This is a genomic window from Pseudomonas lyxosi (genome assembly GCF_047758685.1).
GTDB lineage: Bacteria > Pseudomonadota > Gammaproteobacteria > Pseudomonadales > Pseudomonadaceae > Aquipseudomonas > Aquipseudomonas lyxosi.
Genome location: NZ_CP180481.1, coordinates 4,200,790 through 4,227,733 on the forward strand (window position 1 = coordinate 4,200,790; position 26,944 = coordinate 4,227,733).

Sequence of the window (26,944 nt, forward strand, 5' to 3'; positions counted from 1 at the left end):
GTTGATTGAGTGTTTTCATGAGCGCAGTACCACGCCGCTGTCGTCTTCCCACCACACGTAGACTTTGTCGTCCCAGGTCGGACGCGCGCCACGGCGTTCGGCGTTGGCCATGAACGACTGCACAACCTTGCCGCCAGGCAGCTCCACGTAAAACACCGAGTGACCGCCGAGGTAGGCGATGTCATGCACCTTGCCGCTGGACCAGTTGTAGCGGGTATCCGGTTTGGTGGTGCTGACCAGCAGTTTTTCCGGGCGGATGGCGTAGGTGATCGACTTGTCCTGCACCGAGGTGCTGACGCCGTGACCGACGTAGATCTTCTGCTCCAGATCCGGGCTGTGAATGATCGCGTGACCTTCAAGGTCCTCGACCACGGTGCCGTCGAAGGCGTTCACGTTGCCGATGAATTCGCAGACCATGCGGCTGACCGGCGCTTCATAAATGTCCACCGGGCTGCCGATCTGCGCGATCCAACCCAGGTGCATGATCGCGATGCGTTGGGCCATGGTCATGGCCTCTTCCTGATCGTGGGTCACCATCACGCAGGTCACGCCGACCCGCTCGATGATTTCTACCAACTCCAGTTGCATCTGCGAACGCAGCTTTTTATCCAGTGCGCCCATCGGTTCGTCGAGCAACAACAGCTTCGGACGCTTGGCCAGAGAGCGAGCCAACGCAACACGTTGACGCTGACCGCCGGACAACTGATGGGGTTTGCGTTTGGCGTACTGGGTCATGTGCACCAGTCGCAGCATCTCTTCAACGCGGGCGTCGATTTCGCTGGCGGACAGACGATCCTGCTTCAAGCCGAAGGCGATGTTCTGCGCCACCGTCATGTGCGGGAACAGCGCGTAGGACTGGAACATCATGTTGATCGGCCGTTCGTACGGCGGCATGTCGGTGATGTCGACACCGTCGAGCAAAATCCGTCCTTCGGTCGGGCGCTCGAAGCCTGCGAGCATGCGCAGCAGGGTCGATTTGCCGGAGCCGGAACCGCCGAGCAGGGCGAAGATTTCCCCTTGATGAATCTCAAGCGAGACATCGTCCACCGCGGTGGTTTCGTCGAATTTCTTGGTGACGCGGTCGACTTTCACCAGCACCTTTTTCGGTGACTGGTGACCTTCAAGAGCCTTCCTGTAGATGCTGGAGGCGTTTGCCATGTGAAACTCCCAACAGGTTTCAGTCGTCGGGCCAACGCGGCCTGACTTAATAGTTGATTGCAAGCCAGCACTGGGCGGGCTTATTCGGCGCCGCCGTCCTGGCTGCCTGGTGGTACTTGTTGTTATCGCGTTTGTTGTTGTCGTGAGGGACCGGCGCGCAAAGACACGCCCGCCTGACTCACGGGGGCAGTAAATTGATTAATCGAGTGTTAAGTCAGCGCCTGTTACGTAACGCCGCCCGTTGACGGCACGCGTCGCCAAACGCCTGGAAAATACTCAAGTAGGGCGGATTCGAAAGCACCTGCCATTCCGGGTGCCACTGCACACCGACGGCGAAGGTCGGGCTGTGTTCCACCGAGATCGCCTCGATCAAACCGTCCGGCGCAATCGCTTCCGCACGCAGGCCGGGAGCCAGTCGGTCAATGCCCTGGCTGTGAATCGAATTGACCTGGAACACCTGCGGTAAATCCAGCGCCTCGAACACACCACCCGGTTGCACGTTGACCGCATGAGCCGGTGCGTACTGCACGGCCAGGTCCGGATGATTCGCTTCCCGGTGATCCAGCATGCCGGGCAGTTCGTGGACCTTCTGATGCAGGCTGCCGCCGAACGCCACGTTCATTTCCTGAAAGCCCCGACAGATGCCGAGCACCGGAACGCCCGCCGCAATGGCTGCACGCAATAAGGGAAGGGTGGTGGCGTCCCGTTGCGGATCGTGATCCGTGCCGGGGGCGCTGTCGGGGCCTTGATAGTGGAAGGGTTCCACATTCGAGGGCGAGCCGGTCAGCAGCAGACCGTCGAGCTGCGCGAGCAGGTCATCGATTTCGGTCAGATCGCCTAAGGAAGGAATGACAACCGGCAGCCCCAAAGCCGCGACGCTGACAGCATGCAAGTACTTGTCGCCGCTGACATGGTAGGGGTGCAGGCCAATCTGTTTGACGCACGCAGTAACGCCGATCAATGGCTTGAATGCCATTTTTATCACCTCGAAGTTTCACACTTGAACGAGCTTTTCCGGAGCTTAGCCTTGTTGATTTTAATTAACAACTCTCATGTAAAAAATTCTAAACGCCGCACGTCCGATCTTCAGGATTTACACGGTGCGTAAGACTGATTTGGCACTCCCGTGCCCAAGAAAGGCCCGAAAATAAAGGTTGAGAGGTCAAGTGTTCGCTATTGACTTCACTTTGCCGTTCGGGTTGACTGGGCTCGCAACAAGGTAGTGAACATAATAATTAACAGCTAATAGGTGCATCATGTCGGTCCCTCTGCGTACCGTTCAACTCAACGAAGCAAACGCATTCCTTAAGAAATATCCTGAGGTTTTGTACGTCGACCTTCTGATTGCGGATATGAACGGTGTGGTGCGCGGCAAGCGCATCGAGCGCACCAGTCTTCATAAGGTTTACGAAAAAGGCATTAACCTCCCGGCGTCGCTATTTGCTCTGGACATCAACGGTTCTACGGTGGAAAGCACCGGCCTGGGTCTGGACATCGGCGACTCAGACCGAATCTGCTTCCCCATCCCGGATACGCTCAGCATCGAGCCCTGGCAGAAGCGCCCGACCGCGCAACTGTTAATGACCATGCACGAACTCGAAGGCCAGCCGTTCTTTGCCGACCCTCGCGAAGTGCTGCGTCAGGTCGTGAGCAAGTTCGATGCAATGGGCCTGACCATTTGCGCCGCGTTCGAACTCGAGTTCTATCTGATCGACCAGGACAACGTGAACGGTCGTCCGCAATCGCCACGCTCGCCGGTGTCTGGCAAGCGTCCGATGTCGACCCAGGTCTACTTGATCGACGACCTGGACGAATACGTCGATTGCCTGCAAGACATCCTCGAAGGCGCGAAAGAGCAGGGCATTCCTGCTGACGCCATCGTCAAGGAAAGCGCCCCGGCGCAGTTCGAAGTGAACCTGCATCACGTCAATGACCCGATAAAGGCCTGCGACTACGCGGTGTTGCTCAAGCGTCTGGTGAAAAACATCGCCTACGACCACGAGATGGACACCACGTTTATGGCCAAACCGTATCCGGGCCAGGCGGGCAATGGTTTGCACGTACACATTTCGATTCTCGACAAAGAAGGCAACAACATCTTTGCCAGCGAGGATCCCGAGCAGAACGCCGCACTGCGTCACGCGATCGGCGGTGTGCTCGAGACCCTGCCGGCGCAGATGGCTTTCCTGTGCCCGAACGTTAACTCGTACCGTCGCTTCGGCGCGCAGTTCTATGTGCCGAACTCGCCGAGCTGGGGCATCGACAACCGTACCGTTGCAGTGCGTGTGCCAACCGGTTCGCCGGACTCCGTGCGCATCGAACACCGCGTTGCGGGCGCCGATGCCAACCCGTACTTGTTGATGGCGTCGGTACTGGCCGGTATTCACCACGGCCTGACCAACGAAATCGAGCCGGGCGCACCGGTTGAAGGCAACAGCTACGAGCAGAACGAGCAGAGCCTGCCGAACAACCTGCGCGATGCACTGCGCGAGCTGGACGACAGCGAAGTCATGGCCCGTTACATCGACCCGATGTACATCGACGTGTTCGTGGCGTGCAAGGAAAGCGAGCTGGCCGAGTTCGAGAACTCTATTTCGGACCTTGAGTACAACTGGTACTTGCACACCGTCTAAGACAAACAACACCGATCAACTGTGGGAGCGAGCCTGCTCGCGAAGACGGCGGCACATTCAACACTGATGTCGCCTGACACACCGCTTTCGCGAGCAGGCTCGCTCCCACAGGGGACTGCATTTCAACTCCCTGGTTGAGCGGCATTCAGTCCCACTACTTATTCCTCTGCGTCGAGTCACAACCATGACAAACACTCGCAGCGACTGGGAGCAACGCTTCCAGTCCCTTACAATCGAAGGCCGCGCATTCATCGACGGCCAATACTGCCCGGCACTCAGCGGCGACACCTTTGAATGCATGAGCCCGGTCGACGGTCGCTTCCTGGCCAACGTCGCCAGCACCGACGAAGCCGACGCCAATGCAGCCGTCGCCGTCGCGCGCCGCACCTTCGAATCCGGCATCTGGGCCAAACTCGCCCCGGCCGAACGCAAGCGCATCCTGATTCGCTTCGCCGACCTGATCCTGGCCAACCAGGAAGAACTCGCCCTGCTCGAAACCCTCGACATGGGCAAGCCGATCAACGATTCCATGAACATCGACATCCCGGCGACCGCCAACGCGATCCGCTGGAGCGCCGAGGCCATCGACAAGATCTACGACGAAGTCGCCGCCACACCCCACGACCAACTCGGCCTCATCACCCGCGAACCCGCCGGTGTTGTCGCCGCCATCGTGCCGTGGAACTTCCCGCTGATCATGGCCAGCTGGAAGTTCGCCCCGGCCCTCGCGGCCGGTAACTCGTTCATCCTCAAGCCTTCGGAAAAGTCGCCACTGACCGCGATTCGCATCGCCCAACTGGCGCTGGATGCCGGCATCCCGAAAGGCGTGTTCAACGTCCTGCCAGGCTACGGTCACACCGTCGGCAAGGCGCTGGCGTTGCACATGGACGTCGACGTGCTGGCCTTCACCGGCTCGACCGCGATTGCCAAGCAACTGCTGATCTATTCCGGCCAAAGCAACATGAAACGCGTCTGGCTCGAAGCAGGGGGGAAGAGCCCGAACGTGGTGTTCGCCGACGCGCCGGATCTGCGCGCGGCAGCACAAGCGGCGGCCGGTGCGATTGCCTTCAACCAGGGCGAAGTCTGCACCGCCGGTTCGCGCTTGCTGGTGGAGCGTTCGATTCGCGAGCAGTTCATTCCGCTGTTGGTGGAAGCACTGCAAGCCTGGAAACCGGGGCACGCTTTGGACCCGGAAACCACCGTCGGCGCGGTCGTCGATCAGCGTCAACTGGACAACGTGCTGCGCTACATCCAGGTCGGCAAAGACCAGGGCGCGCAACTGATCGCGGGCGGCAGCCGCACCCTCGAAGCCACCGGCGGCCTGTACGTGGAACCGGCGATTTTCGACGGCGTGACCAACGCCATGACCATCGCCCGCGAAGAAATCTTCGGCCCGGTGCTGTCGCTGATCACCTTCGACACCGAGGAAGAAGCGCTGGCGATTGCCAACGACAGCATCTTCGGCCTCGCCGCAGGTGTGTGGACCAGCAACCTCAGCAAGGCTCACACCTTCGCTCGCGGCTTGCGCGCCGGCAGCGTCTGGGTCAACCAGTACGACGGCGGCGACATGACCGCGCCGTTCGGCGGGTTCAAGCAGTCGGGTAACGGTCGGGACAAATCGCTGCACGCGTTCGACAAATACACCGAACTCAAAGCGACCTGGATCAAGCTCTAACACCTCTACAACGGCGGCCGCCGGCAGGTGCCAGCGGCCATCGGAGAAACCTATGAAACAAGACTCTGTTAAACAAAAGCATGTAAACAGCTACTACGCCGCCACCCGCAACTTCACCGGCGACTTCCCGGTGCTCGAACAAGCGGTGGACTGCGACGTCTGCGTGATCGGCGCCGGCTACACTGGCTTGTCCTCGGCGCTGTTCCTCGCCGAAGTCGGCTACAGCGTCACCGTGCTCGAAGCCGCCAAAGTCGGTTTCGGCGCCAGCGGTCGCAACGGCGGCCAACTGGTCAACTCCTACAGCCGCGACGTCGACGTCATCGAAGAACGCTACGGCGACAAAACCGCCGAAGTCCTCGGCAGCATGATCTTCGAAGGCGCCGACATCATCCGTCAGCGCATACAACACTACGACATCCAGTGCGACTATCGCCCGGGCGGCATCTTCGCCGCGTTGAACAAAAAACAGCTCAAAGGCCTGGCCGAGCAGAAAAGCAGCTGGGAACGCTACGGCAACAAGAACCTGAAAATGCTCGACGCCGCGGACATCAAGCGCGAAGTCGGTTGCGACAACTACGTCGGCGGCCTGCTCGACATGCAGGGCGGCCACATCCACCCGCTGAACCTGGCCCTCGGCGAAGCCTCGGCCATCATCGGCCTGGGCGGCAAAATCTACGAACAATCCGCCGCAGTGGAAATCACCTACGGCGAACCGATCACCGTGCGCACTGCCAAAGGCGTGGTCCGCGCCAAGTACCTGCTGATCGCCGGCAACGCTTACCTGCCGCAAGACCTCGACAACCGCGTCACGCGCAAAAGCATGCCGTGCGGCTCGCAAATCGTCGTCACCGAACCGTTGTCCGAAAAGGTTGCGCGCAGCCTGATCAAAAACAACTACTGCGTCGAAGACTGCAACTACCTGCTCGACTACTACCGCCTCACCGCTGATAACCGCTTGCTGTACGGCGGCGGCGTGGTCTACGGCGCCCGCGAACCGGACGACATCGAACAACTGATCAAGCCGAAAATCCTCAAGACCTTCCCGCAACTGAAGGACGTGAAAATCGACTACCGCTGGACCGGCAACTTCCTGCTGACCATGTCCCGCATGCCGCAATTCGGCCGCATCGAGAAAAACGCCTACTACATGCAAGGCTACAGCGGCCACGGCGTCACCTGCTCGCACCTGGCCGGCAAACTGATCTCGGAAATGATCCGCGGCGACGCCGAACGCTTCGACGCCTTCGCCTCGCTCCCGCACATGCCAATGATCGGCGGCCGCACCTTCCAGGCCCCCCTCACCGCCATGGGCGCTGCGTACTACGCGCTGCGTGATCGATTCGGCATCTAAGCGACACCATCCCTGTGGGAGCGAGCTTGCTCGCGATGAAGCCATATCAGTCGCCATCAATGTCGCCTGACAAATCGCCATCGCGAGCAAGCTCACTCCCACAGAGATCCACGGCATACACAAAATCCGTATACAACCAGGACACAAACTGTGGGAGCGAGCCTGCTCGCGATGAGGCCATACCAGTCACTATCAATCCCAACTGACACACACCCACAGAGATTTGTGGCATACACCGGCTCGACAAACTCCACCGTCCAAATGTGGGAGCGGGCTTGCCCGCGAAGAGGCCCCATCAGTCACCAACAACGCCGACTGACACACTGCTATCGCAAGCAAGCCCAGGCCCTCAAAGCAACCCCAACAACCTTTTTACCCAACCATTTGTCGAACCTGCTGAGCAACCCCACCAAACGTGATTTAATACCCGCCTTTCAAATTTCCGGGACAGGGAAGCGGTGTTTTTCGCGGCCAAAAGTCGCCCGCCATCCACCCCCATAACCCTTAAGTATTCCTCGCATAAGGCTGTCATGGACACGGGCTCACGACTCAAATTAGTACGCGAAAGCTACAAGCTCTCCCAGCGCGAGCTGGCCCGGCGTAGCGGCGTCACCAATGCCACCATCTCCCTGATCGAACAAAATCGCGTCAGTCCCTCCGTCAGCTCCCTCAAAAAACTGCTCGAAGGCATTCCTATGTCTTTGGCGGACTTCTTCACCTTCGACCAACCACCTCGCGAGCATCAATACGTGTTCCGCGCCAATGAACAGCCGGATCTCGGGCGTCATGGGCTGCGGTTGCTGCTGATTGGCGCTTCGGTGCCGAGTCGGCAGATGCGGTTGTTGCGCGAGCAATACGCGCCTGGGGCGAGTTCGGGGGAAGAGCCGATTGTGCATTCGGAAGGGGAGGAGTGTGGGCTCGTTACCCGTGGCACCGTTGAACTGACGGTTGATGGGCAGATTAGTGTGCTGAATGCTGGGGATGGGTATTACTTTCCGACGACGTTGCCGCATCGGTTTCGGAATATTGGGGCGGATGAGGCGGAAATCATCAGTGCGAACACGCCGGCGAATTTTTGACGTTGAAAGTGGTGTCCTCACTAGTCTGCGGGATACTTATATGGGGCGGTGATAATTAGTCGTATGTACAAATGTTTCGAGGGTGTTATGACAGAAAATAGATACGATTTTCAATGCAGTCAGTACGTCCAGAATGCGGACGGCAAGATTAGTCATTACATTCTGCAAGTGACTGACGTTGCCGATGGTGAGACGGAAGTGTTTTCTGTAACTCCTGAGATTTTAGCATCTCCCACCGCAATGAAGATTGCTCTCCTGAGTCGGAAAATTATTTATAACGTAACATTGAATAAGCATAACGATATGCTTCGAGAATTATTCGATGCTCCACTCGACGCTGTAAGTAGTGCTCCGTGTACGTGAGCAAAAAGGATGCTGTTTATTGGCCGCTTATGTAAAAAAGATCTTGATGTGTGTAATCAATGTCAAAGCTTTAAGCATTGATTGAGCTGAATAACACAGTCGCATCGCCGGATTGATTGTTGAGTGGCCGCGGAGTAGCTTGAGGGAATTCTCTCACCATTCCGCTCAAAAAAAGAGAAAAATAACTCGCTTCTGATTTTGTTGTCAAATTACAAGGATGCATATGAATCCAGAGTCTATAACTACTAGCCAATTATTAGGCAGCTTCACGGCTAGGCATTGGTTTTACACAATTACGGCCATTGTAAGCGCGTTAACATTGGTGGCGACCCTGGGCGCCTTTTATGGGAAGTACGAATCTTCTGTTCAATTGGCCGAACTAAAAGGGCAGTTGGACAAAGTTGATATACAACTCAGGATGACCGAGTCCGAGAGAGATGACGCGGTGAAGCGTGGGAAAGAATGGAGTTCTGCGTATAAGGAGTTGGAGGTTAATTACAAAGCGCAAAGTGAAAAAATTTCTGATTTGAGTTTAAAGGTAGGGCGTTCTAATAACGATGACTTTATTCATCAACAAATAGTTGCGACTCAAGAGCAGATAGATGCAATAAGGTATGTAATAACTAGTGATATGTCCTCAGGGTACCGCGCAATCAAACTTAATGAAGTTGAGGCGCTCCAAGAAAGACTCAAGGGTTATCAAGTTCAGCTTGAAAACTGCAACTAGATTTTGAGGGCAAAAAGGGGCCAGGCCTGTGAGGAAAAAGATGCGGATCTATTTAAACAAAACATCTGTAAAGGGAAAGGTGACAGATCTATTTGTGAGTAGTTCTGTCGACCTTTTTTGTCAAATGGGCAGATAAGGTGTTTAGGATGCGTCCGAGATTTTTTTGCCAGTAATGTTTATGGTGAGTTGAGGGTGACCGACGACAGATCCTTTCAATGCGAAAGTACCGCCCTCGTAATCAACAGAGCCTGACGCCTCAAGTTCATAATTGTCTATTTTGACGACGTTTGTGTTTCCTTCCCGCCATTTGTTGATGGTGAACTTAGATTCAAATGGGCCGGAAGTCTTGGGGATAGGACCTCTGTAAAGATAATTTGCATCACCACCGTTCACGGCACCATCTTTTACGACGATGAGGCCGTCACCATAATCGCCCGTACTGGACTTGAAGTCGACATGGAAAATTCCTTGGGACATGATTCATTCCTTCTGTTAAAGAAGCCTAATCATAGTACTCAATTGAAATATTGCCAGTTTCGTTTGAGAACGATCAAAAATTGTAGCTAGGTTAATTTTTGGCCCCCCCTTCCCAGCATGAGGCATTGTGGTGGATAGACTGCAGTTTTTTCGTTAAGTAGAAAAGGTGACAGATCTTTTTAATAACTAGATCCGTCACTTTTTTATCACCTTTTTTCGATTGGAGCTGAGAGACGGTCGACTGGTTGTGACTGCTTCTGGCTGATGGATAGGTCATCGTACTGAATTATTAAAGTGATGTATTTATTTAAGCATTAATTTTTACCGCTTTATCTTTGGATGGCTGATCAACATTGTTGTGCGCCGGATACCATCTTAAACCAAAGCCGTCCGCTCGCTGAGTTTAAACAAAATTCTTTAAATACTTGATCAAGTGAAAATACAATATGACCATTTATGTGTTGTATGGAAGGGCATTTGCAGAAAAGTATAGTGTGGCTTCCCTCGCTTATGTAAGGGTCGAGCTTGTTTAGTTTTTTAGTTGCAGCGGCGCTGGTCAGATCATGATAGGTGACTTGGGCCGAGATTGGTTTTCCATCGTAGCCGATGGCTAGGATATCTAAATCCTTTAAAGTTCGACCTACTGACGCCAAGGTATAAAGAACTCGTGGAAGCCCCAATTTTAAGGATTCATCAGTTCTTAAAAATTCCATGCACATGACTTCCTGAAGATCGGGCGTTAGGCTGCCCACATCTCTGCTAACTTTCCCAGAGACTAGACTTTTGACTCTCGAACCAACCTTTTTCCATTCGCAAAGGGTTCCTTGGCGGGGCTGAACAGAGGTAAGGGATAGCCCTTCAAATCCAGAAAGATTTCTCACATTATGAACCTTTAATACTTTGAGTCGGGCGTCGCGTCCTGCTTGTCTATTTTTATCCCCCCACTTTCCATTAAATATTTCAATGGCTGTATCTGGTTCTATATATCCGATTTTTCCGCCAGGAAAGCCCCTGTAGCATCCAAATATAAACCCTCCTTCTTTACCAATTTTTTGGAGTCTAGCCAAAGTATGACGCGCATTTCCTGGGTAATCCTTAGGCTCAACGCTAAACGAGTCTCGGTCTTGACGTGAGTTGTCATGCGGATAGTGTATTCCGATGTAGTCATTATCCCATAGGGACTGCAATGTTTCTTTATCAACGTCCAGTTCGGACGAGTGGCGTACAAAATATGTTTTCATACACTAGTCTCGTTACCTTGAGAATAAAATTTCAGGTTTAGAAGGGGGGGCGCCAAACAATTTTTAATTGTGGCGTGTCGACTTTGCTGGCACTAAAGTAACTCCCAGGTGTGGTTGTCCAGTGTGAGTGTTTTTTTTTGTTGCTGATTTAACTTTTATATTTATCTATTGTCTTTTTCTGTAATTCAAGTTCGGCCACCTTTTTAATTTGGATCCAGAGGCGAACTTGATTTAATTAGATTTTGTGCTGGACGGCGAAACTCGCATAGTTCCCATGCAGATAGGCTTCTCGGAGCTGCAATCTTACGAAGAGAGGTAATTGCATCTTTGTACTCACTAATGGAGTCATTTCGTGTCCAGTTGTAATTGATTCCAGCTAAATCACGAACTATACCATCTAGTGGGCAATGCGGTGGCTCTGATATAACATCGGCTACCCAAAGGTATTTTAGATGAAGATTGACTAATTTTTGTGAGATGCCGATTCTAAATCGGCCGTTAAATAGAAATGATTTCAGCTCTGTGGATAACATATCTGCTGTGTTGCAAATTAGGTGTATGTGTTGGTCTTCGCTAACAGTCTGCTCGGAATAGTATATTTCTATATCTCGAAGAGTTTTTCGGATAGTATTCTGCACAGGAGTTCGCTGGTGCGCCTTTTTCGATTTGCAGTAAATAGGCCAAGCAGAGTCGCGTGTTGAAAGCGCAGATTTCATAGTCAGTAATCCAAGCTCGTAACGTAGGAAGTTTTTCTTGTCAAGGGTGAAGTTGTTTGCTGTTCTCATGATACCTACTGCTGGTGATGAAAAAGTAAAAAATAGATCTGTCCCCATTTCGGTATTAAACTTGCACTATAAACCAATCTGATTAGCTCAAGGCAGCTTCTCTAATAAGAAGAAGCCGCCTGGAGAAAGAACAAGCTAATTACAAGGCAAGCGCGTTAAGTTCATCTTTGTAAGATATCTTTGGCGAGTACAAGTTGTGAAAGGCCCTGCCTATTGCGCCAGAGAATATTACAAGCTCTGGATTTCGGCTGCCTCCCATTAGAATGTGGCTCATCGCAATTCCGGGGTAGGGGTCAATATAGTAAATTTCCTTTATACCTAATTGATAAGCTTTTTTGGAACATAACTCACATGGGCTAGCTGTCGTAAATAGTTTTCCATTTTCAACTCCCCTACCACCATATTTTGCAATTTGTAGAAAGGCATTTTCTTCTGCATGAAGAGATCTTGTATGAACTTGATTATCCTTGCCGGTAAGGTTGTTGTATTCATCCTTAAAGCAATATGAAATATTTCTACCTGTCTTAGCAACTTTTACAAATTTTTCATTCCCAACTCCAACCGCGTTGATGAATTTAACATCGATTTTTTCATACTCCGAGTAAGCGTCTTGATCATAGCCATCCGTCAGATCAAACCGATTGCGTAGACTGCAAGGAACCTGTCCGAACGGTGTATCGTTCCAGCCGACAGACTGGACCGAAAAATTAACATCAGTAACAACAGCGCCTACTTGTCTGGAAATGCACCCTGAATTAAGTTTTGCTGTATACGCAATTTGCATGCAACGTTCTAAAGGGGTTGGTGTTACCAATCCTGGCCTGACCATAAGAGCAACAAAAGTTAATAATTGGTCCGCTAGCGAGTTGAAGTTGGAAACCATATTTCCGGAGTCAGGGTTGCTCACGTGCAAGTCTGCTCGCTGCAGGCAGGCTTTAATGTCTTGTTTAACATAGGCCTTTTGATCAGTAGCATCCAGCTTGCCGTACTCTTCATCGTCAACAACTTTTATTTGAGTATCAGTATACCCAAGCCCACGCAATCGACGCTTCCGCTCGTCATCATTGCAAGACACGGCCATGAGGTAAAAAGAAGAGTATCTATCTTGGAAATATATAGCCTCAAATGGATTTCTTATTGCATCAATTACTATGAATGTTTTATCTCCTTCAATCCGTGCTTTACGAATTTCCTTAATTATTTTATTGATTCGCTCAGCCAGCGAAAAGGATTTGCCACTAACCACCTCTTCAGAGGTGACATTACCCGAGTTTCGTAGATTACTTCCGATAAGCTGAAACAACTTAACATAAGCGGCTCCGCCCATCACATCTTTAAGCTCGGCGTTTTTTTCTGGTAAGAACTCTGTATAAAATCTCCGCAAAGAGTTAATGTCGGCAATAACAACTGATTGGTCACGAATGCTTTTAAGAACTTCCGTGGTTTTTCGAGCAATGTCATGTTCTAAACTACCTGACCTTCCTATAAAAACCCCTGACTCTTCAATACTAACCTCAGAAAGCATCAGTAATAAAACGGTGCTGGCTTGAATCGTTACAAAAGGCTCCCAATTATGTTCAAAGCAACTTAGAACTACCTTCTGCTTCCTTTGGTTATTATCTTTAGGGTTGTGGCCTGAAAAAAGAGAGTGTCTTATGTCTTTTTGTTTACTTGAGAGAATATTGGCCACTGTAGAACAACCACTACCAGTACGGCCGGTCAATCCAATAACAACAAAGTCGTCATCATCGCCATATATTTTTGAGATTGTATCTTGAAAATAATTATCCATTTTATGTCCCCTCATCCATCAAATCTATTTTTATTGATTACGACGGTACACTAGGGGGAATCAAAATGCCACTACGCCAATGCATCCCCTTAACCTTAAGGGATATTGATTTCTGCCTCATGCCTAGGGGGGGCAGGCTGAATTTGCGGAGCTGAATCGTCTCGCATTTCGTAGACATTGTGATCGACTGCTCTGGCCGATTGCCGCCTGTCACAATCCTCTGAATGCAGCTCCCGAGATCACAAGCTGGAATTACAGCATCTGATCAAGCAATAAAAAACCCGCAACAATGCGGGTTTTTATCGGCTGCAATGTAGTTACTGCCCTTTGCGAGTGTCAAACCCACGCTGTTCAATCACCCGAAACACATCGCTCACGTCCTGGATCATGATCCGGGCGATGTTGGTGACGGTGTTGATGTCGTTTTCGGCGTAGTCGGGGAGACTGGTGCAGGCCATGAGGTTGAGGTACTTGAGAACGGCGCTGAGGCGTTCGCTGACGCAGTTGTGGAGTTCGCGGAGTGGGGCGTCGCTGTCGATGAGGAGGACGGGGTATTCGGTGGCGAATTGGGACATGGGGGTGAAGCGGCGAGGCGGGTTGTTCATGGTCATAGGTAGGTCTCTATTAACGTAAATAGAAGCGCCACCTTTTTGCTGCGAAACAATTGGGTGGCAGCTGTACGCGGGTTCGCAGACCGAGAAATGACCTACACCCGGCAGACTCGAAAGTCTCCCACGCACAACCGCCATGAAATGTAACGCGGGCGAATTTTGCCAGAGTTCTCATTCGACGGTGTAGGTCATCTTCTGTAGGGCTGCGAAACCCAATCGCTAAATGTGGTCAGCGACAGGTCGAATATAGGCGCGCATTTTGGTGCTCACAACCGGGCTGTAGGACGGTTGGGCGCTTGTTGTGACAAGGCTGAATGCCACTGTTTTCGGGCTTGTCGCGGTGATTCGGGCCGTGTGGAGTGCCTTGGGAAATGGGGTGCAGGTTTTGGGGCCGCTTCGCGACCCAACGGGGATAAATCCCCTCGCCACAAAGGGTAAGTTCCTACACGAATTTCGGACGTCAGGTTTTTTAGAATCGGGTGGTCAGAAACAACAAAGCCCCGAATCATCGGGCTTTGTTCCTTGCGATTGTGCAGTACCAAAATCCTTACCGCACAGCATCCAACGTCATTGTCTGGCCTGCGGTGAATGCGGGTTGGGATCGGTGTGTTTCGGTCCCGCCAGTGCCCACGCTATCAGCCCGAATAGCGGTACAAACACGATTACCACCATCCATACGAGTTTGTTGCTGGATTTGCCTTCGGCTTTGCGCACTTTGTTGATTGCCCATAACTCGACCAGTACGAGTATTGCGGCGAGTACGATCCAGATGGTTTCGGTTTGCATTGGTCACCCTCCTGATAGTCATTCAGTTAGGTAGGCAGTGGTGGGCAGGGTTCATTTTATCGGTGTGCAAAGTTCTACCAGCGTCCCGTCCGGGCAGCGCACGTAGGAGACGGTTTGGCCCCAGGGTTTTAGGGCTGGGGCCGTCAATTCGGTAGCGCCTGCGTTCAAGGCTTTGGCGTGGGCGGCGGGGACGTCGTCGGTCACCATGCCAACTTCGATGCCTAGCGGTTTAGCGGAAGAGTGAGCAGAGACGTGGCCGCTGCTGAAGTTCATGGCGGCGAGTTCGTCGGCGGCGAAGGCCAGGGCGGTTTCACCGGTTTCGAGTTCGCCGTAGGTGCCTGATTCGTGGAGGAAGCGAGTGGCGAGGCCGAAGGCGGAGGAGAAGAATTGGAGGGAGGCTGGGACATCAGGGACGTAGATGATCAGGTAGCCGAATTTCATGTGCGAACATTCCTTGTTGGGACATTGAGGTTGGGGAATGTAGCAGATCTGGTTGGCGTGTTTTGTGAGGTTTTTAAGGACTGTGCAAACGGGTTTGCTCGCGAAAGGTGTGACAGTCGACATGGATGTTGAATGTCATGGCCTCATCGCGAGCAAGCTCGCTCCCACAGGGGATTGCATTCCAATTACAGGCTGTTGGCCAGTTTTCCGGTTGAGAGGCGGCGCTTGTAGGCGGTGTCGCGGTTGGCTAGCCAGTAGTAGAGCGGGGAGGTGATTAGCAGGCCGACTAGCCAGGACAAGTCAGCCCCATTGATGTGCTCCGAAATCGGCCCGACATACAGCGGCGTATTCATAAACGGAATCTGCACCACGATCCCGATCGCATACGCCAACAACGCCTGCGGGTTGTACCGTCCGTAAATCCCGCCATCCACCTTGAAGATCGAGCCGATGTCGTACTGACCTTTGTGAATCGCGTAGAAATCGATCAGGTTGATCGCGGTCCACGGCACCAGCACGACGAGCAGCACCAGCACCATGTCGACGAAGTGGCCGATGAAGTTGGCGGAGGCGCCGACGGCGGCGAAGCAGCAGGCGGCGAGGACGATGATGGAGAGGACGGCGCGGCTTTTGGCGGTCGGGATCCAGCGGTAGGCGAAGGTTTGGATCAGGGTGATCAGTGACAGTACGGCGCCGTAGAGGTTGAGGGCGTTGTGGCTGATGACGCTGAGCAGGAACAGCACGAGCATCAGCGGGCCGATGGAGCCGGTGGCGAGTTTGACGGCGTCCATGGTGTCCATGCCGACGGGCGTGGCGAGGACGGCGACGGCACCGAAGATGAACGAGAGGCTGGAACCGAGCACGGTGCCCAGGTAAGTGGTCCAGAACGTTGCGGCCACGGGCACGTTGGCCGGCAGGTAGCGCGAGTAGTCGGAGACGTAGGGCGCGAAGGCGATTTGCCAGAGCGCGGCGAGCGAGACGGTGGCGAGCCAGCCGGAGATGTTGAAGCTGCCGCGGGTGAGGAAGTCGGCGGTCTGCACGTGGGTGAAGATGTAGCCGAAGCCCAGCACGATGCCGGCGCCGAGCACCCAGGTGCCGATGCGGTTGAGCACGTGGATGAAGCGGTAACCGATGATGCCGATGATGCCCGAACCGAGGGCGCCGATGACGATGCCTACCGGCACCGGCACGCTGTCGACTACGCCGTGCAGGGATTTGCCGGCGAGGACGATGTTGGAGGCGAAGAAGCCGATGTACATGATGCCGGCGATCAGCACGACTAGCAGCGCGCCGAGGGAGCCGAACTGGGCGCGGCTCTGGATCATTTGCGGAATGCCCATCTGCGGGCCTTGCGCCGAGTGCAGCGCCATCAGCACGCCGCCGACCAGGTGGCCAACGAGGATGGCGACGATGCCCCACACCAGGTTCAGGTGGAACATTTGCACGCCTAGGGCGCCGGTGACGATGGGTAACGGCGCGATGTTGCCGCCGAACCAGAGGGTGAACAGGTCCCTTGTCTTTCCGTGACGATCTTCGGGCGGTACGTAGCCGATGGTGTGTTTTTCGATGAGCGGGGCGGAGGTTGCTGCTGCGGTAACCATGACGGACTCCAAGGCAAAAGTGAGTACGTGGACGTACTTCGGTGAGCGCCACGCGGGGGCGACGCTTTTCTTGTTGGAGTTGATGATGTGCGGTGGGGAGTGAGAGATAAATTAGTAAGTTTGTGGGTATAGACGCTAAAAAATGTATGTCGGTTGGGGAGGCTGTAGAGGCTGGTATTACGACGCCCACGCGCGAACGCAAGCCCGCCGGATGGGGCTTGCCGGTCGCAAACTTGTAGCAGCTGGCGAAGCCTGCGTTCGGCTGCGAAGCAGTCGTAAACCCTGCGCCCGCGGTTTTCCTGATGCACCGCGTCGTCGGATTTTGCGACTGCTGCGCAGCCGAACGCAGGCTTCGCCAGCTGCTACAGGGATTGGGTTAACAGATCGATTGCAGCATTCGATGGAGCATGGCGTCGCAACCGTTCAATTGCACCAAGCTGACAAACTCGTCCGGTTTGTGGCCTTGATCCATGCTGCCGGGGCCGCAGACGACGGTGGGAATGCCTGCTGCGTCGAATAGACCGCCCTCGGTGCCGAACGCTACGGTTCCGAACTCTCGGGAACCGGAGAACGCAGCAATCAACTCAGCCGCTTCGCTGTGCGCATCGGTCGCCAATCCGGGATACGCCGACAACTCGCTGAAGTGAATCTCACTCTGCTCACTCACGGCACGCATGCGCGGCAACACCTGCTGCTCGGCATAGGCCTTCAGCTCCTGCGCAACAAGGCTAGGGTCATGCGAGGGCAGGGCACGGATTTCAAAGTCGAAGCGGCAATCGGCAGGGACGATGTTCAACGCCTTGCCGCCAGAAATCACGCCGGTTTGCACGGTGCTGAACGGCGGATCGAAACGCGTGTCGTGATACTCGGGCGCTTTGAGCCGGTTGCCAATCCGTCCCAGTTCACCGATCAGTTCGGCGGCGTATTCAATCGCATTGACCCCAAGCGGCGCGTACGCCGAATGGCACGCTTCACCATGAATATCGCAACGCATCGCCAGTTTGCCTTTGTGGCCCAGCACCGGTTTGAGCTCTGTCGGCTCGCCAATGATGCAGAGCATCGGTTTGACCGGGCGCTTTTCCAATTCCGACAGCAACGAACGCACACCGAGGCAGCCGACTTCCTCATCATAGGAAAGCGCGATATGCACCGGCAGTCGGAGCGGGGCGTTCACCAGCGACGGGACCAACGCGAGCACGCAGGCGATGTAGCCTTTCATGTCCGCCGTGCCGCGACCGTACAACTTGCCGTCGCGCTCAGTGAGTTCGAACGGCGCAACGGTCCACGGCTGGCCGTCGACGGGCACCACGTCGGTGTGCCCCGACAGCACGATGCCCGGCCGGTCCGCCGGGCCAATGGTTGCGAACAGGTTGGCCTTGCTGCGCTCATCGTTGTAGACCAGCTCGCAAGGCACGTCGAAGCGTTCGAGGTAGTCGCGGACGAACTCGATGAGATGCAGGTTTGATTCGCGGCTCGTGGTGTCGAACGCCACCAACGTTTTCAGCAAATCGAGGCTGTTGCTCATCGGTCGTCTCCGGCGACACCGTAGCCAGGGGATTTGTCGGGGGCCAGGGCGCGGTCGATGTAGTCCTGAACCTGTGGGCGATAGGCGTCCCAGAGTTTCTCAAGCTGGCCAATCGGGTCGTGATCCGCCCAATCCACCCGCAGGTTGATGATCGGCCAGGTCAGCTCGCCGACCACCACCATCGCCGCCGAATGCACCGGCCCGGCTTCGCCGCCTGCCGCGATTGCTGCTTTCATGGCCGCGAGCAGGCGGTCGGTCAGTTGACCTTCGCCATGTTCGAACGCCTCGACCATGGCCTCGATCACTGAACGGTCTGCCAGCATGTTGCCGGCAGCGACGCATTGATCGCCGGACACGGCGTTGTGGTTGCCCAAGGTCTGCGCGCCGCTGAAATGCGCGGTGCGGCCTAGATGGTCAATCGCGGTGATCTGGCGATATTGGCTGTAGCCGTTGCGGGTCAGGACTTTGTCCAACGCCTCGGCCGGTGTAAGGCCTTGTTCCATGAGGGCGAGGGCTTCGGGGCCGAGGGAGGGCAGGGTGATGTTTTGTGTGGAGACGGCGCCGACACCCGGCAGCAGCCAGGGGCAGCGGGCGCCGACGGCGATGCTGGAGGAACTGATCGCAATGCCGAACTGACCGGTTTCGGGGCAACGGGCGGCGATGGAGAAGGTCATGGGTTTTGCTCCTTGTATTGCCTTGGCAAAAGGGTCGTCTGTGCGAGCTGCTTCGCAGAAAGCTCTGGCACCTGCAGCAACGCAATCTGTAGCAGCTGGCGAAGCCTGCGTTCGGCTGCGAAGCAGTCGTAAACCTGAGCACGCGGACTACTTGTTACACCGCATCGGCTGATTTCACGACTGCTTCGCAGCCGAACGCAGGCTTCGCCAGCTGCTACATAGAACGGCGTAAGTCCGTGACTCGGTCTACCTGTGTTTACTCAGGAATCACCGCAATCACATCAATCTCCATCAACCACTGCGGTTGCCCCAACGCCGACACCACCAACCCGGTCGAAATCGGAAACACCCCTTTAAGCCACTTGCCCACTTCCTGATACACCGGCTCGCGGTAACGCGGATCGATCAGGTAGGTGGTGGTTTTCACGATGTGGCTGAGGTCGCTGCCGGCTTCTTCCAGCAGCTGTTTGACGTTGCGCATCGCTTGCTCGGTTTGCGTGCGCGGATCACCGAGCCCCACCAGGTTGCCTTCGAAATCGGTGCCGACCTGACCGCGAACATAAACGGTGTTGCCGGCCCGGACGGCTTGGCACAAATCATTGTCCAGGCTCTGGTTCGGGTAGGTTTCTTTGGTGTTGAACATGCGAATGCGGGTATGGGTTGGCGTGGACATTTGAAGCTCCTAAAGAAAAATGGCTCAAGCGCTGACAGTTGCTTTATGGGCGACCGGGACGGTTTCAGCCTCGCGTTGCGCGGCGTCGTGGTAGTCGAGGTATGAACGCTGGATGGCGATGTGATCAGCCACGTACTTGGCGTCGTGCCAAACGCCCCAGATGAACGAAGACCCGCGACGCGACTGCCACGGCAGGCCGAGGAAATACACGCCAGCTTCGCTCGACACGCCGCGCTGATGCGCCGGCTTGCCGTTGTCGTCGAAGGCGTCAACCTTGAGCCAGCTGTAATCCGTAGCAAAACCGGTGGCCCAGATGATCGAGGTCACGCCGGCCTTGGCCAGGTCGAGCTGAAGAATCGGGTTGGTTACGCATTCCGGATCGGAAAAGGTAATGCGCGCTTCAGGCTCTTCTGGCAGGTCCAGGCCATTGCGCTCGATGTAGGCATCGGCGGCATTGAGCAGCGCCAGGTAGTTCTCATCGCCGCGCGCCAGGTTCTCGGCAAGGTTCGGTTGAAAAGTCGCTACGCCGCCGTTGAACGATTGGGTCAAACCCACCAGTGTCATGCCGCGATGGGCCAGCCCACGGAAGTCCACCGTACGGCCGCCATGCGCGCCGCTCACCGCGATGGTCACGTGTTCCCGACCAGGTTTCATGGCCGCCTGATCCCACTCGCCCAACACACCCAACCACCAGCAGAAATCACGGTTGCGATAGGCGCGAGGAGGGCGATCGTGTGCGCCGACCGAGAGGTAAACCTTCTTGCCGGCACGCTGCAATTCATCGGCGATCTGCACGCCCGACGAACCGGCACCGACCACTAGAACCGCGCCTTCGGGCAGTTGCGCCGGGTTGCGATAGTCGGCGGAGTGGATCTGCAGGAATGGCTGATCTTTCGGCGCGATTGGCGGGATGACAGGGCGCTGGAATGGCCCGGTGGCGGCCACCACGCGGTTGGCCTCGATCACGCCTTCAGAGGTTTCAATGGTGAAGCCCGGCCGACCGACATTGCGCTCAACCTTCAGCACGTCCACGCCGGTGCGGATCGGGGCGTTGAATTTCTTGGCGTAGGCTTCGAAGTAGTCGGCGACCCGCTCTTTTGGGGCAAAGTCGTCGGGGCTGAGGTCGTCGAAATCGAGACCGGGAAACCGGTCGTGCCAGGCCGGACCGTTGGCTACCAGCGAGTCCCAGCGCCCGGTGCGCCAGCGTTCGGCGATACGGTTGCGCTCCAGCACCAGGTGCGGCACCCCGAGTTTGCTCAGGTGTTCACTCATGGCCACGCCAGCCTGACCGGCGCCAACAATCAGCGTATCTGTTTTTATTTTTTCAGTGGTCATCTCAATACCCTTCGAAGTTGGATTTAGGTCGGTAACGGCCTGCCATTTCTTGGGGTCAAGACTAGGGATCACCCTGGTATCGGTAAAATATTATTAAGCTGGCATTTGAGTATAAATAACTGATGCAGAGCGTTTGGTTCGATGGCTTTCCCTTTAAACGCTAGGCGCTGGCATCGGCTTCATGCTCGTCGGCGAAGGCCATGAGCACCTCCAGATCGAGTACATCCAGCTTGATTCGGGAGATAAAAGCGGAGAACGCCAGGTTGGCGGCGAGCAGACGCAGATCGGAGGCCCAGGCCGGGACATGGACCGGCCCCTGGAGCCAGCCGGACTCGAAGAGCGGCGCCAGGCGAACGGTATCCCCCAGGCTGAGGCGCCCGGCGAACAGATGGCCCACCAGTTCCGGCCGGTTGTCGCGGATCGCGATGCGCAACAGGGTATGCACGCCGAGCAAACCGGTCAGGTAGGCGGCATCCTTGGTGAAAGCCGAACCGCCGCGCAGGTCGGCGCCGCGGAACACCCGCTGGGTCGAGCGAAAGGACTCCTCTTGCGACTGACCCGCCGCGAGAAAACCTTCGAATACCTGGATGAAATCGGCGCCATCCAGCGCCTGCTGGACGGCGAGCACGCGCAGGGCGAGGCGGCGCAGGCGGTTGATGTCCATGCTGCCGGTGAACAGCTCGGCCAGGGTGGCGATGCCCTCCTGAGTCTGAGTCGTACGTGGCGCCCCCAGGCCCAGGCTTTTGAGGTTGGGTTGCAGCGCGCCGTTTTGTGCCGTGGCGACATGCACGAAGGCTTCATGCTGCAACAGCTGGTTCTTGTCCAGTTCCGAGAACAGGGCGCTGGCACGCAGGCGGATGCGACTGGCCCCGGCGATGGCCTTGGCGGCCAGGGTCGGATCGAGCACGACGGTGATCCGGCCCGGGCCGAAGAAACGATCAAGTTCCGGCTGCATCCAGGCGGCGAAGACATCGGCCGGGATTTCGGCCGGGCTCGGTGGAATCCGCGCACCGCCCAGAAGGGCGTCGGTGGTCTTGAGGAAGAATTGGGCCGCGTCCAGCATGCTCAGTTTCAGGCGTGTGTAGTAGAAGTCCGGGCGTCGGTACAGCGCTGACGAATACTGCGTAAAGGCGGGTGTGCCGATGGCACCGAGCATGTGTCCCGCCGTGGCATAGCTGCGCGCCGTCATGGCGAGGTGGCGCCCGGCCGGATGGCCCTCATCGCAGCGGCCGATAAAGGCTTCGAGGGCGGCGATGTCGGCGCTGTGGTCGCGCGGGCGCAGCTCGACCTTGGGCAGTTCTGCCTGCCCGGCGCGCCAACGTGTCAGGAATGCTTCTTCGACCCCATCCGGCCAGGCCAGGGCATCCAGCACGCGGATCTTGCGGGCCAGACCGGGCAGGGCGGCATCGAGTTCGGAGAGGGACGTGGCGCTCACAGAGATCTCCTTGGGAAACAAGGTTCAATCGCAAAAGTTTAGTCGTTGTCGATGCATTGCGTGGTGAGAGGTCAAGTCTGAACTAAGCTTTCTGGCACGGCTGAAAACCAGGACCACGCTGACACAGCCGCCGTGGCGAGGATGAGCGCATGCAAAGCACTGGAGAGCAAAAGCGGGCCCGTGTTCTTGATCCGGTCGATCGTGTCACGGAGGTCATCTTCGGCCTGCTCATGGCAATGACCTTCACCGGAACCATCAGCGTGGCCACGTCTGGCCAGGAGACGGAACGCACGATGATGATCGCCGCGCTGGGTTGCAACCTCGCCTGGGGCCTCGCGGACGCCGTGATGTATTTGCTGCGAACCCTGATCGAGCGCACGCGCAACCGTACGCTTCGCACCAACCTGCTCGGTGCGACGGATGCAGCCGCCGGGCAAGCGCTCATTGCCGAGGCGTTGCCCCCGCGTCTCGCAGCAGCGGCCGGCCCTGAAGAGCTGGAATCGTTGCGTCGTCGCCTGGTCGATTATTCATCCATGCCGGTACAACCGCGCCTCGGTTGGGATGATTTCAGGGGTGCTGTCGGCGTTTTCCTGTTGGTGGTGTTATCGACATTCCCGCTTGTCGTGCCGTTTCTGTTGCTCGACCAGACAGCGCTCGCCGTGCGCCTGTCTAACCTGGTCGGTCTCGGGGTGCTGTTCAGCGCCGGTTGGATACTCTCGAAGTACGCCGGTGCAAAACCGTGGCAAGGCGGTCTTGCGACGGCAGTCACCGGCGCTGTACTGATCACTGCGATCATCGCGCTCGGCGGATGAGCAGATTGCAACCCTACGCTGTTTATTGGTGAGGTCTGGATCATGGCAAAGGACAAGAAAAAAGCCCCTAAGAGTAAATCTGCTGAAAGCCCGAAACTGAAAAACAAGGATTACCTTGAGCAACTGCGCACCCTGCACGTCGAACTGGTCAAGTTACAGGAGTGGGTAAAAGCCAAGGGCATCAAGCTCTGCATCGTCTTCGAGGGGCGCGATGGCGCTGGCAAGGGCGGAACGATCAAGGCGATTACCGATCGCGTCAGCCCGCGTGTCTTTCGGGTGGTGGCGCTAACGGCGCCGACTGATCGAGAGAAAAGCCAGATGTATGTCCAGCGTTACCTGCCGTACTTGCCCGCGGCCGGCGAAGTGGTGATCTTCGATCGCAGTTGGTACAACCGGGCGGGTGTCGAGCGTGTGATGGGGTTCTGCACCAAACAGCAGGTTGCCAGTTTCCTGAAGACAACGCCTCTGGTGGAGCGTGCAATCGTCGACTCGGGCGTGATCCTGCTCAAGTATTGGCTGGAAGTCAGCGAAGACGAGCAGACCCGCCGGCTTCAGGAGCGCATCAAGGATGGGCGCAAAATCTGGAAACTGACCCCAATGGATCTCAAGTCATACAGCCGATGGTATGACTATTCACGTGCGCGTGACGACATGTTCAAGGCAACCGACAGCGATCATGCCCCATGGCTGGTGGCCAACTCCAACGACAAGCGGCGGGCGCGCCTTAACATCATCACCGATTTGCTCAGCCGTATCCCGTACAAGGATGTAGCGCGCGAGGAGGTGATATTGCCCAAACGGCAGAAGCCAGGCGGCTATCGCGACCCGGATTATCCGCACCGGCGAGTGCCCGAAAAATTCTGACGGACACGTTTAAGCGAGTCTGCGCTGTACACCTATAGGCCACAGCTCTATGAGCGATTCGGATTCTTCGCCTCCCGTCCCGGAACCGGGCCGGATTGCACGCCGCAATACCGGCGACGAAACCGGCTGGGGCCGCTGGCTTCCTGGGCTTCGCACGCTGCGCGGGTACCAGATTGCCTGGTTGCGTCACGACATCATGGCCGGGCTGGTGCTCACCACGATGTTGGTTCCCGTCGGCATCGCCTACGCCGTGGCATCGGGCGTACCCGGCATCTATGGCCTCTACGCGACCATCGTTCCGCTACTCGCTTACGCATTGTTCGGGCCTAGCCGGATTCTGGTGTTGGGCCCGGATTCCTCGCTGGCCGCCGTTATCCTGGCTGTCGTCCTGCCCCTGTCGGGCGGCGACCCGCATCGCGCCGTCGCCCTTGCGGGCATGATGGCGATCGTTTCAGGCACCGTGTGCATCCTGGCGGGCATCATGCGTTTGGGCTTCATTACGGAGTTGCTGTCCAAGCCGATCCGCTACGGGTACATGAACGGCATCGCGCTGACCGTATTGATCAGCCAACTGCCCAAGTTTTTCGGTTTTTCGATTGAGTCCGACGGCCCGCTGAGAAACATATGGGCTATCGCTACCGCGGTGATGGAAGGAAAGACTAACTGGACCGCGTTCATGATCGGCGCAGCCACCTTGGTCGTGATCCTGCTGCTCAAGGGCTTCAAGCGCGTGCCGGGCATCTTGATCGCCGTGGCAGGCGCGACCGTCGCCGTCGGTGTGCTGGACCTTGACGCGCGTGCGGGGGTGTCGGTCCTCGGTGTTCTTCCACAAGGTTTACCTGCGTTCGCCATCCCCTGGATCACCCGCGCCGATATTGTCCCCGTGCTCATCGGCGGTTGCGCCGTCGCCCTGGTGTCGTTCGCCGACACCAGCGTGCTTTCTCGTGTCTATGCGGCACGGACCCGTACCTATGTCGATCCGAACCAGGAGATGGCGGGGCTCGGTTTTGCCAATCTGGCGGCTGGATTTTTCCAGGGCTTTCCGATCAGCAGCAGTTCGTCACGCACGCCTGTGGCCGAAGCAGCAGGCGCCAAAACCCAGTTGACCGGGGTTGTCGGTGCGTTGGCCGTTGCCCTGTTGCTGGTGGTGGCGCCGAACCTGTTGCAGAGTTTGCCCAGCAGCGCATTGGCAGCGGTCGTGATCGCGTCGGCCATCGGCCTGATTGAAGTCGCCGACCTGCGACGCATTTATCGCATCCAGCGCTGGGAGTTCTGGTTGTCGATCGTCTGCACCGTCGGCGTGGCCGTGTTCGGTGCGATCGAGGGCATCGGCCTGGCCATCGTGATCGCCGTCATCGAATTTCTGTGGGATGGCTGGCGGCCGTATTCCGCGGTGCTGGGGCGAGTCGATGGCATCAAGGGCTACCACGACATCCAGCGCTATCCGGACGCGCACCTGATACCCGGCCTGGTCCTGTTTCGCTGGGATGCGCCGTTGTTTTTCGCCAATGCCGAACTGTTCAATGACCGAGTGCTCAGCGCAGTGGCGTCGTCACCTACGCCAGTGCGCTGGTTGGTCGTTGCGGCGGAGCCGGTCACCAGTGTGGACGTGACCTCTGCCGACATGTTGGCTGAGCTGGACGAAACCTTGCACGCGGCAGGCATCAAGTTGTGCGTGGCCGAGATGAAGGACCCGGTCAAGGACAAACTGAAGCGATTCGGGCTTTTCGCGCGACTTGGCGAAACGTCGTTCTTTCCAACAATAGGCGTTGCAGTCGACAGCTATCTCGTGATCCAACCGGGGGATTGGGCAGGTCGGCAGGACGAGGATGACTGAGCAGCATCGTCTGACACTCAGCGACGGTCTTTCTCAGCGTTATCCAGATCGACTGGATCGCCTGGCTGGACGCCGAGTTTGTCGCGAATATCCTCGAACATCGCGTCGTATTCCTTGTGTCCGCGCATGATGAGACTGGCATTGGCGGGCACGCCATGCCTGGCCGCAGCCTTTGCCACGCGGCTGGCGAAGTTGAAGGCCGTGTCGCGGTGCATATCGAATTCTTCAGTGAAGCTTTTACCTGATACCGCTCCGTCCATCTTGAAGTGCATCAGCATGCCTTCCTTGGGGTCGCGACGGACTTCATAGAAGACATCAATGTTGTATTCCGGGACTCCGGGAGTGCCAGGAGCATTAGTACGGTTCAGGTGACCGGGCTTGAACATGAGAGGCTCCTTTTCGGGTGGATGGCTACCTTCTTGGAATTGACTGGATTCGAGGTTTCCAATCCAGGGGAATCGCATTAATGGAGCGTGTTCCATAGCGTGGTGCTATCAATTTGCAGCAGCGAAAAATCTTCCCTTAGAGCTTAGGTGATCGCTCGGCGTTGGACGCGCAATTATCAAAAAATCCTTAACCGCTACGCGGAAAGCTCGACGTAGCTAGACTCCCCACCTCCCGTCGCGCCCGACAACCAACCCCATACGAAGGTCAGAGTGGTACGCCCTTCGTGATCAACGCCTACCGTGCCACGCGACCAGCCGGCAAGCATCTCGCCATCCGTAGTCAAGCAATGATAAAGAAGCTCAATGGTATCGGGGCCTGTCGCGCGCCCGACTTGATGACCCATGCGGATCCGGCCGCCTTGGTAAGTGCTCGAAATGGCATTTTCCTCGACATGGTAATGAAACACTGTGCCTGCACCGGATAGCCCTTGGGCGTTGTTCGCTACCGTAAATCGGCGATTGTTCAAACGCTCGTTGATTTGAGAAAAGAGAATTTCCATAAATGTCGCGTCCTTTAGTCGAGATGTTCCATTCCAGTCTTCGATTATCTTAAGCCGGTTTGTTGCGACTGATGAAGACACTGCTTTGGCCGCTGCTAAAATGCACGTCCTAGTCCCCGTTCT

Annotated in this window: 25 protein-coding genes; 8 read left to right on the forward strand and 17 right to left on the reverse strand. The window is 56.1% G+C overall.

What is annotated here, in order from left to right; all coding sequences use genetic code 11:
- Nucleotides 1-15 precede the first annotated feature (15 nt).
- Nucleotides 16-1,158: an ABC transporter ATP-binding protein gene (locus tag ACMXYI_RS19400; protein ID WP_415768623.1), complete on the reverse strand. Its 1,143-nt coding sequence runs from the start codon at nt 1,156-1,158 to the stop codon at nt 16-18.
- Between the two features lie 214 nt (nt 1,159-1,372).
- Entirely contained in the window at nt 1,373-2,134 is a 762-nt protein-coding gene (locus ACMXYI_RS19405; protein ID WP_415768624.1) for a gamma-glutamyl-gamma-aminobutyrate hydrolase family protein, read from the reverse strand.
- A gap of 280 nt (nt 2,135-2,414) precedes the next feature.
- Between ACMXYI_RS19405 and ACMXYI_RS19410 the strand changes: the two genes are divergently transcribed.
- The 5 genes from ACMXYI_RS19410 (at nt 2,415) to ACMXYI_RS19430 (ending at nt 8,986) form a co-directional block, all read left to right on the forward strand.
- Entirely contained in the window at nt 2,415-3,791 is a 1,377-nt protein-coding gene (locus ACMXYI_RS19410; RefSeq protein ID WP_056745147.1) for a glutamine synthetase family protein, read from the forward strand.
- Nucleotides 3,792-3,975: 184 nt separating this feature from the next.
- Complete coding sequence (locus ACMXYI_RS19415) at nt 3,976-5,466, forward strand: aldehyde dehydrogenase (RefSeq protein ID WP_415768625.1); 1,491 nt, start codon at nt 3,976-3,978, stop codon at nt 5,464-5,466.
- Nucleotides 5,467-5,518: 52 nt separating this feature from the next.
- On the forward strand, nt 5,519-6,817 hold the full coding sequence (locus ACMXYI_RS19420; protein ID WP_415768626.1) for an NAD(P)/FAD-dependent oxidoreductase: 1,299 nt from the start codon (nt 5,519-5,521) through the stop codon (nt 6,815-6,817).
- Nucleotides 6,818-7,347: 530 nt separating this feature from the next.
- The gene (locus ACMXYI_RS19425; protein WP_007895886.1) at nt 7,348-7,896 is read left to right on the forward strand and encodes a cupin domain-containing protein; all 549 of its coding nucleotides are present in this window, start codon (nt 7,348-7,350) and stop codon (nt 7,894-7,896) included.
- 586 nt (nt 7,897-8,482) lie between these two features.
- Entirely contained in the window at nt 8,483-8,986 is a 504-nt protein-coding gene (locus ACMXYI_RS19430; protein ID WP_415768627.1) for a hypothetical protein, read from the forward strand.
- A 141-nt stretch (nt 8,987-9,127) separates the two neighbouring features.
- Here ACMXYI_RS19430 and ACMXYI_RS19435 read toward each other — a convergent pair whose 3' ends face one another.
- The 13 genes from ACMXYI_RS19435 to ACMXYI_RS19495 all read right to left on the reverse strand — a co-directional run bounded on the left by ACMXYI_RS19435 (nt 9,128) and on the right by ACMXYI_RS19495 (nt 22,362).
- Nucleotides 9,128-9,463, reverse strand: a complete 336-nt coding sequence (locus ACMXYI_RS19435) for a GrlR family regulatory protein (RefSeq protein ID WP_415768628.1) — start codon at nt 9,461-9,463, stop codon at nt 9,128-9,130.
- A gap of 347 nt (nt 9,464-9,810) precedes the next feature.
- On the reverse strand, nt 9,811-10,704 hold the full coding sequence (locus ACMXYI_RS19440; protein WP_415768629.1) for a hypothetical protein: 894 nt from the start codon (nt 10,702-10,704) through the stop codon (nt 9,811-9,813).
- Nucleotides 10,705-10,907: 203 nt separating this feature from the next.
- A complete protein-coding gene (locus ACMXYI_RS19445; protein WP_415768630.1) occupies nt 10,908-11,489 on the reverse strand; it encodes a hypothetical protein in 582 nt (193 codons plus the stop codon).
- Nucleotides 11,490-11,628: 139 nt separating this feature from the next.
- Nucleotides 11,629-13,281: a hypothetical protein gene (locus ACMXYI_RS19450; protein WP_415768631.1), complete on the reverse strand. Its 1,653-nt coding sequence runs from the start codon at nt 13,279-13,281 to the stop codon at nt 11,629-11,631.
- 317 nt (nt 13,282-13,598) lie between these two features.
- Complete coding sequence (locus ACMXYI_RS19455; RefSeq protein ID WP_415768632.1) at nt 13,599-13,892, reverse strand: fructose-bisphosphate aldolase; 294 nt, start codon at nt 13,890-13,892, stop codon at nt 13,599-13,601.
- A gap of 567 nt (nt 13,893-14,459) precedes the next feature.
- Nucleotides 14,460-14,678 (reverse strand): PLD nuclease N-terminal domain-containing protein, encoded by a 219-nt coding sequence (locus tag ACMXYI_RS19460; RefSeq protein ID WP_282482392.1) that lies wholly within the window; start codon nt 14,676-14,678, stop codon nt 14,460-14,462.
- A gap of 51 nt (nt 14,679-14,729) precedes the next feature.
- Entirely contained in the window at nt 14,730-15,119 is a 390-nt protein-coding gene (locus ACMXYI_RS19465) for a VOC family protein (RefSeq protein ID WP_415768633.1), read from the reverse strand.
- A 185-nt stretch (nt 15,120-15,304) separates the two neighbouring features.
- Entirely contained in the window at nt 15,305-16,720 is a 1,416-nt protein-coding gene (locus ACMXYI_RS19470) for a purine-cytosine permease family protein (protein WP_415768634.1), read from the reverse strand.
- A gap of 376 nt (nt 16,721-17,096) precedes the next feature.
- Nucleotides 17,097-18,245 carry an acetylornithine deacetylase gene (argE, locus tag ACMXYI_RS19475; protein ID WP_415768635.1) on the reverse strand — a complete coding sequence of 383 codons (1,149 nt, stop codon included), beginning with the start codon at nt 18,243-18,245 and terminating at the stop codon, nt 17,097-17,099.
- Nucleotides 18,242-18,919: a DUF1028 domain-containing protein gene (locus tag ACMXYI_RS19480; protein ID WP_415768636.1), complete on the reverse strand. Its 678-nt coding sequence runs from the start codon at nt 18,917-18,919 to the stop codon at nt 18,242-18,244. The genes argE and ACMXYI_RS19480 overlap by 4 nt, the downstream gene beginning before the upstream one ends.
- A 256-nt stretch (nt 18,920-19,175) precedes the next feature.
- A complete protein-coding gene (locus ACMXYI_RS19485) occupies nt 19,176-19,592 on the reverse strand; it encodes a RidA family protein (RefSeq protein WP_415768637.1) in 417 nt (138 codons plus the stop codon).
- Between the two features lie 24 nt (nt 19,593-19,616).
- Nucleotides 19,617-20,927: a flavin-containing monooxygenase gene (locus tag ACMXYI_RS19490; RefSeq protein ID WP_415768638.1), complete on the reverse strand. Its 1,311-nt coding sequence runs from the start codon at nt 20,925-20,927 to the stop codon at nt 19,617-19,619.
- 160 nt (nt 20,928-21,087) lie between these two features.
- Entirely contained in the window at nt 21,088-22,362 is a 1,275-nt protein-coding gene (locus ACMXYI_RS19495) for a flavohemoglobin expression-modulating QEGLA motif protein (RefSeq protein ID WP_415768639.1), read from the reverse strand.
- Between the two features lie 149 nt (nt 22,363-22,511).
- Here ACMXYI_RS19495 and ACMXYI_RS19500 point away from each other — a divergent pair, with 149 nt between their 5' ends.
- From ACMXYI_RS19500 to ACMXYI_RS19510, 3 genes are read left to right on the forward strand one after another with little or no spacing between them, the layout of a single operon-like run.
- The gene (locus tag ACMXYI_RS19500; RefSeq protein ID WP_415768640.1) at nt 22,512-23,174 is read left to right on the forward strand and encodes a hypothetical protein; all 663 of its coding nucleotides are present in this window, start codon (nt 22,512-22,514) and stop codon (nt 23,172-23,174) included.
- Between the two features lie 42 nt (nt 23,175-23,216).
- Nucleotides 23,217-24,038: a polyphosphate kinase 2 gene (ppk2, locus tag ACMXYI_RS19505; RefSeq protein WP_415768641.1), complete on the forward strand. Its 822-nt coding sequence runs from the start codon at nt 23,217-23,219 to the stop codon at nt 24,036-24,038.
- A gap of 49 nt (nt 24,039-24,087) precedes the next feature.
- Nucleotides 24,088-25,875, forward strand: a complete 1,788-nt coding sequence (locus ACMXYI_RS19510; RefSeq protein WP_415768642.1) for a SulP family inorganic anion transporter — start codon at nt 24,088-24,090, stop codon at nt 25,873-25,875.
- Nucleotides 25,876-25,892: 17 nt separating this feature from the next.
- Here the strand turns inward: ACMXYI_RS19510 and ACMXYI_RS19515 are convergent, their stop codons facing one another.
- Nucleotides 25,893-26,261 (reverse strand): DUF5064 family protein, encoded by a 369-nt coding sequence (locus ACMXYI_RS19515; protein ID WP_415768643.1) that lies wholly within the window; start codon nt 26,259-26,261, stop codon nt 25,893-25,895.
- 194 nt (nt 26,262-26,455) lie between these two features.
- On the reverse strand, nt 26,456-26,821 hold the full coding sequence (locus ACMXYI_RS19520; RefSeq protein WP_415768644.1) for a hypothetical protein: 366 nt from the start codon (nt 26,819-26,821) through the stop codon (nt 26,456-26,458).
- Between the last annotated feature and the right edge of the window lie 123 nt (nt 26,822-26,944).

Coding starts and splice junctions, on each gene's coding strand:
- ACMXYI_RS19400 (WP_415768623.1), bottom strand. CDS start 1,158: ATGGCAAACGCCTCCAGCATCTACAGGAAGGCTCTTGAAGGTCACCAG.
- ACMXYI_RS19405 (WP_415768624.1), bottom strand. CDS start 2,134: ATGGCATTCAAGCCATTGATCGGCGTTACTGCGTGCGTCAAACAGATT.
- ACMXYI_RS19410 (WP_056745147.1), top strand. CDS start 2,415: ATGTCGGTCCCTCTGCGTACCGTTCAACTCAACGAAGCAAACGCATTC.
- ACMXYI_RS19415 (WP_415768625.1), top strand. CDS start 3,976: ATGACAAACACTCGCAGCGACTGGGAGCAACGCTTCCAGTCCCTTACA.
- ACMXYI_RS19420 (WP_415768626.1), top strand. CDS start 5,519: ATGAAACAAGACTCTGTTAAACAAAAGCATGTAAACAGCTACTACGCC.
- ACMXYI_RS19425 (WP_007895886.1), top strand. CDS start 7,348: ATGGACACGGGCTCACGACTCAAATTAGTACGCGAAAGCTACAAGCTC.
- ACMXYI_RS19430 (WP_415768627.1), top strand. CDS start 8,483: ATGAATCCAGAGTCTATAACTACTAGCCAATTATTAGGCAGCTTCACG.
- ACMXYI_RS19435 (WP_415768628.1), bottom strand. CDS start 9,463: ATGTCCCAAGGAATTTTCCATGTCGACTTCAAGTCCAGTACGGGCGAT.
- ACMXYI_RS19440 (WP_415768629.1), bottom strand. CDS start 10,704: ATGAAAACATATTTTGTACGCCACTCGTCCGAACTGGACGTTGATAAA.
- ACMXYI_RS19445 (WP_415768630.1), bottom strand. CDS start 11,489: ATGAGAACAGCAAACAACTTCACCCTTGACAAGAAAAACTTCCTACGT.
- ACMXYI_RS19450 (WP_415768631.1), bottom strand. CDS start 13,281: ATGGATAATTATTTTCAAGATACAATCTCAAAAATATATGGCGATGAT.
- ACMXYI_RS19455 (WP_415768632.1), bottom strand. CDS start 13,892: ATGACCATGAACAACCCGCCTCGCCGCTTCACCCCCATGTCCCAATTC.
- ACMXYI_RS19460 (WP_282482392.1), bottom strand. CDS start 14,678: ATGCAAACCGAAACCATCTGGATCGTACTCGCCGCAATACTCGTACTG.
- ACMXYI_RS19465 (WP_415768633.1), bottom strand. CDS start 15,119: ATGAAATTCGGCTACCTGATCATCTACGTCCCTGATGTCCCAGCCTCC.
- ACMXYI_RS19470 (WP_415768634.1), bottom strand. CDS start 16,720: ATGGTTACCGCAGCAGCAACCTCCGCCCCGCTCATCGAAAAACACACC.
- argE (WP_415768635.1), bottom strand. CDS start 18,245: ATGAGCAACAGCCTCGATTTGCTGAAAACGTTGGTGGCGTTCGACACC.
- ACMXYI_RS19480 (WP_415768636.1), bottom strand. CDS start 18,919: ATGACCTTCTCCATCGCCGCCCGTTGCCCCGAAACCGGTCAGTTCGGC.
- ACMXYI_RS19485 (WP_415768637.1), bottom strand. CDS start 19,592: ATGTCCACGCCAACCCATACCCGCATTCGCATGTTCAACACCAAAGAA.
- ACMXYI_RS19490 (WP_415768638.1), bottom strand. CDS start 20,927: ATGACCACTGAAAAAATAAAAACAGATACGCTGATTGTTGGCGCCGGT.
- ACMXYI_RS19500 (WP_415768640.1), top strand. CDS start 22,512: ATGCAAAGCACTGGAGAGCAAAAGCGGGCCCGTGTTCTTGATCCGGTC.
- ppk2 (WP_415768641.1), top strand. CDS start 23,217: ATGGCAAAGGACAAGAAAAAAGCCCCTAAGAGTAAATCTGCTGAAAGC.
- ACMXYI_RS19510 (WP_415768642.1), top strand. CDS start 24,088: ATGAGCGATTCGGATTCTTCGCCTCCCGTCCCGGAACCGGGCCGGATT.
- ACMXYI_RS19515 (WP_415768643.1), bottom strand. CDS start 26,261: ATGTTCAAGCCCGGTCACCTGAACCGTACTAATGCTCCTGGCACTCCC.
- ACMXYI_RS19520 (WP_415768644.1), bottom strand. CDS start 26,821: ATGGAAATTCTCTTTTCTCAAATCAACGAGCGTTTGAACAATCGCCGA.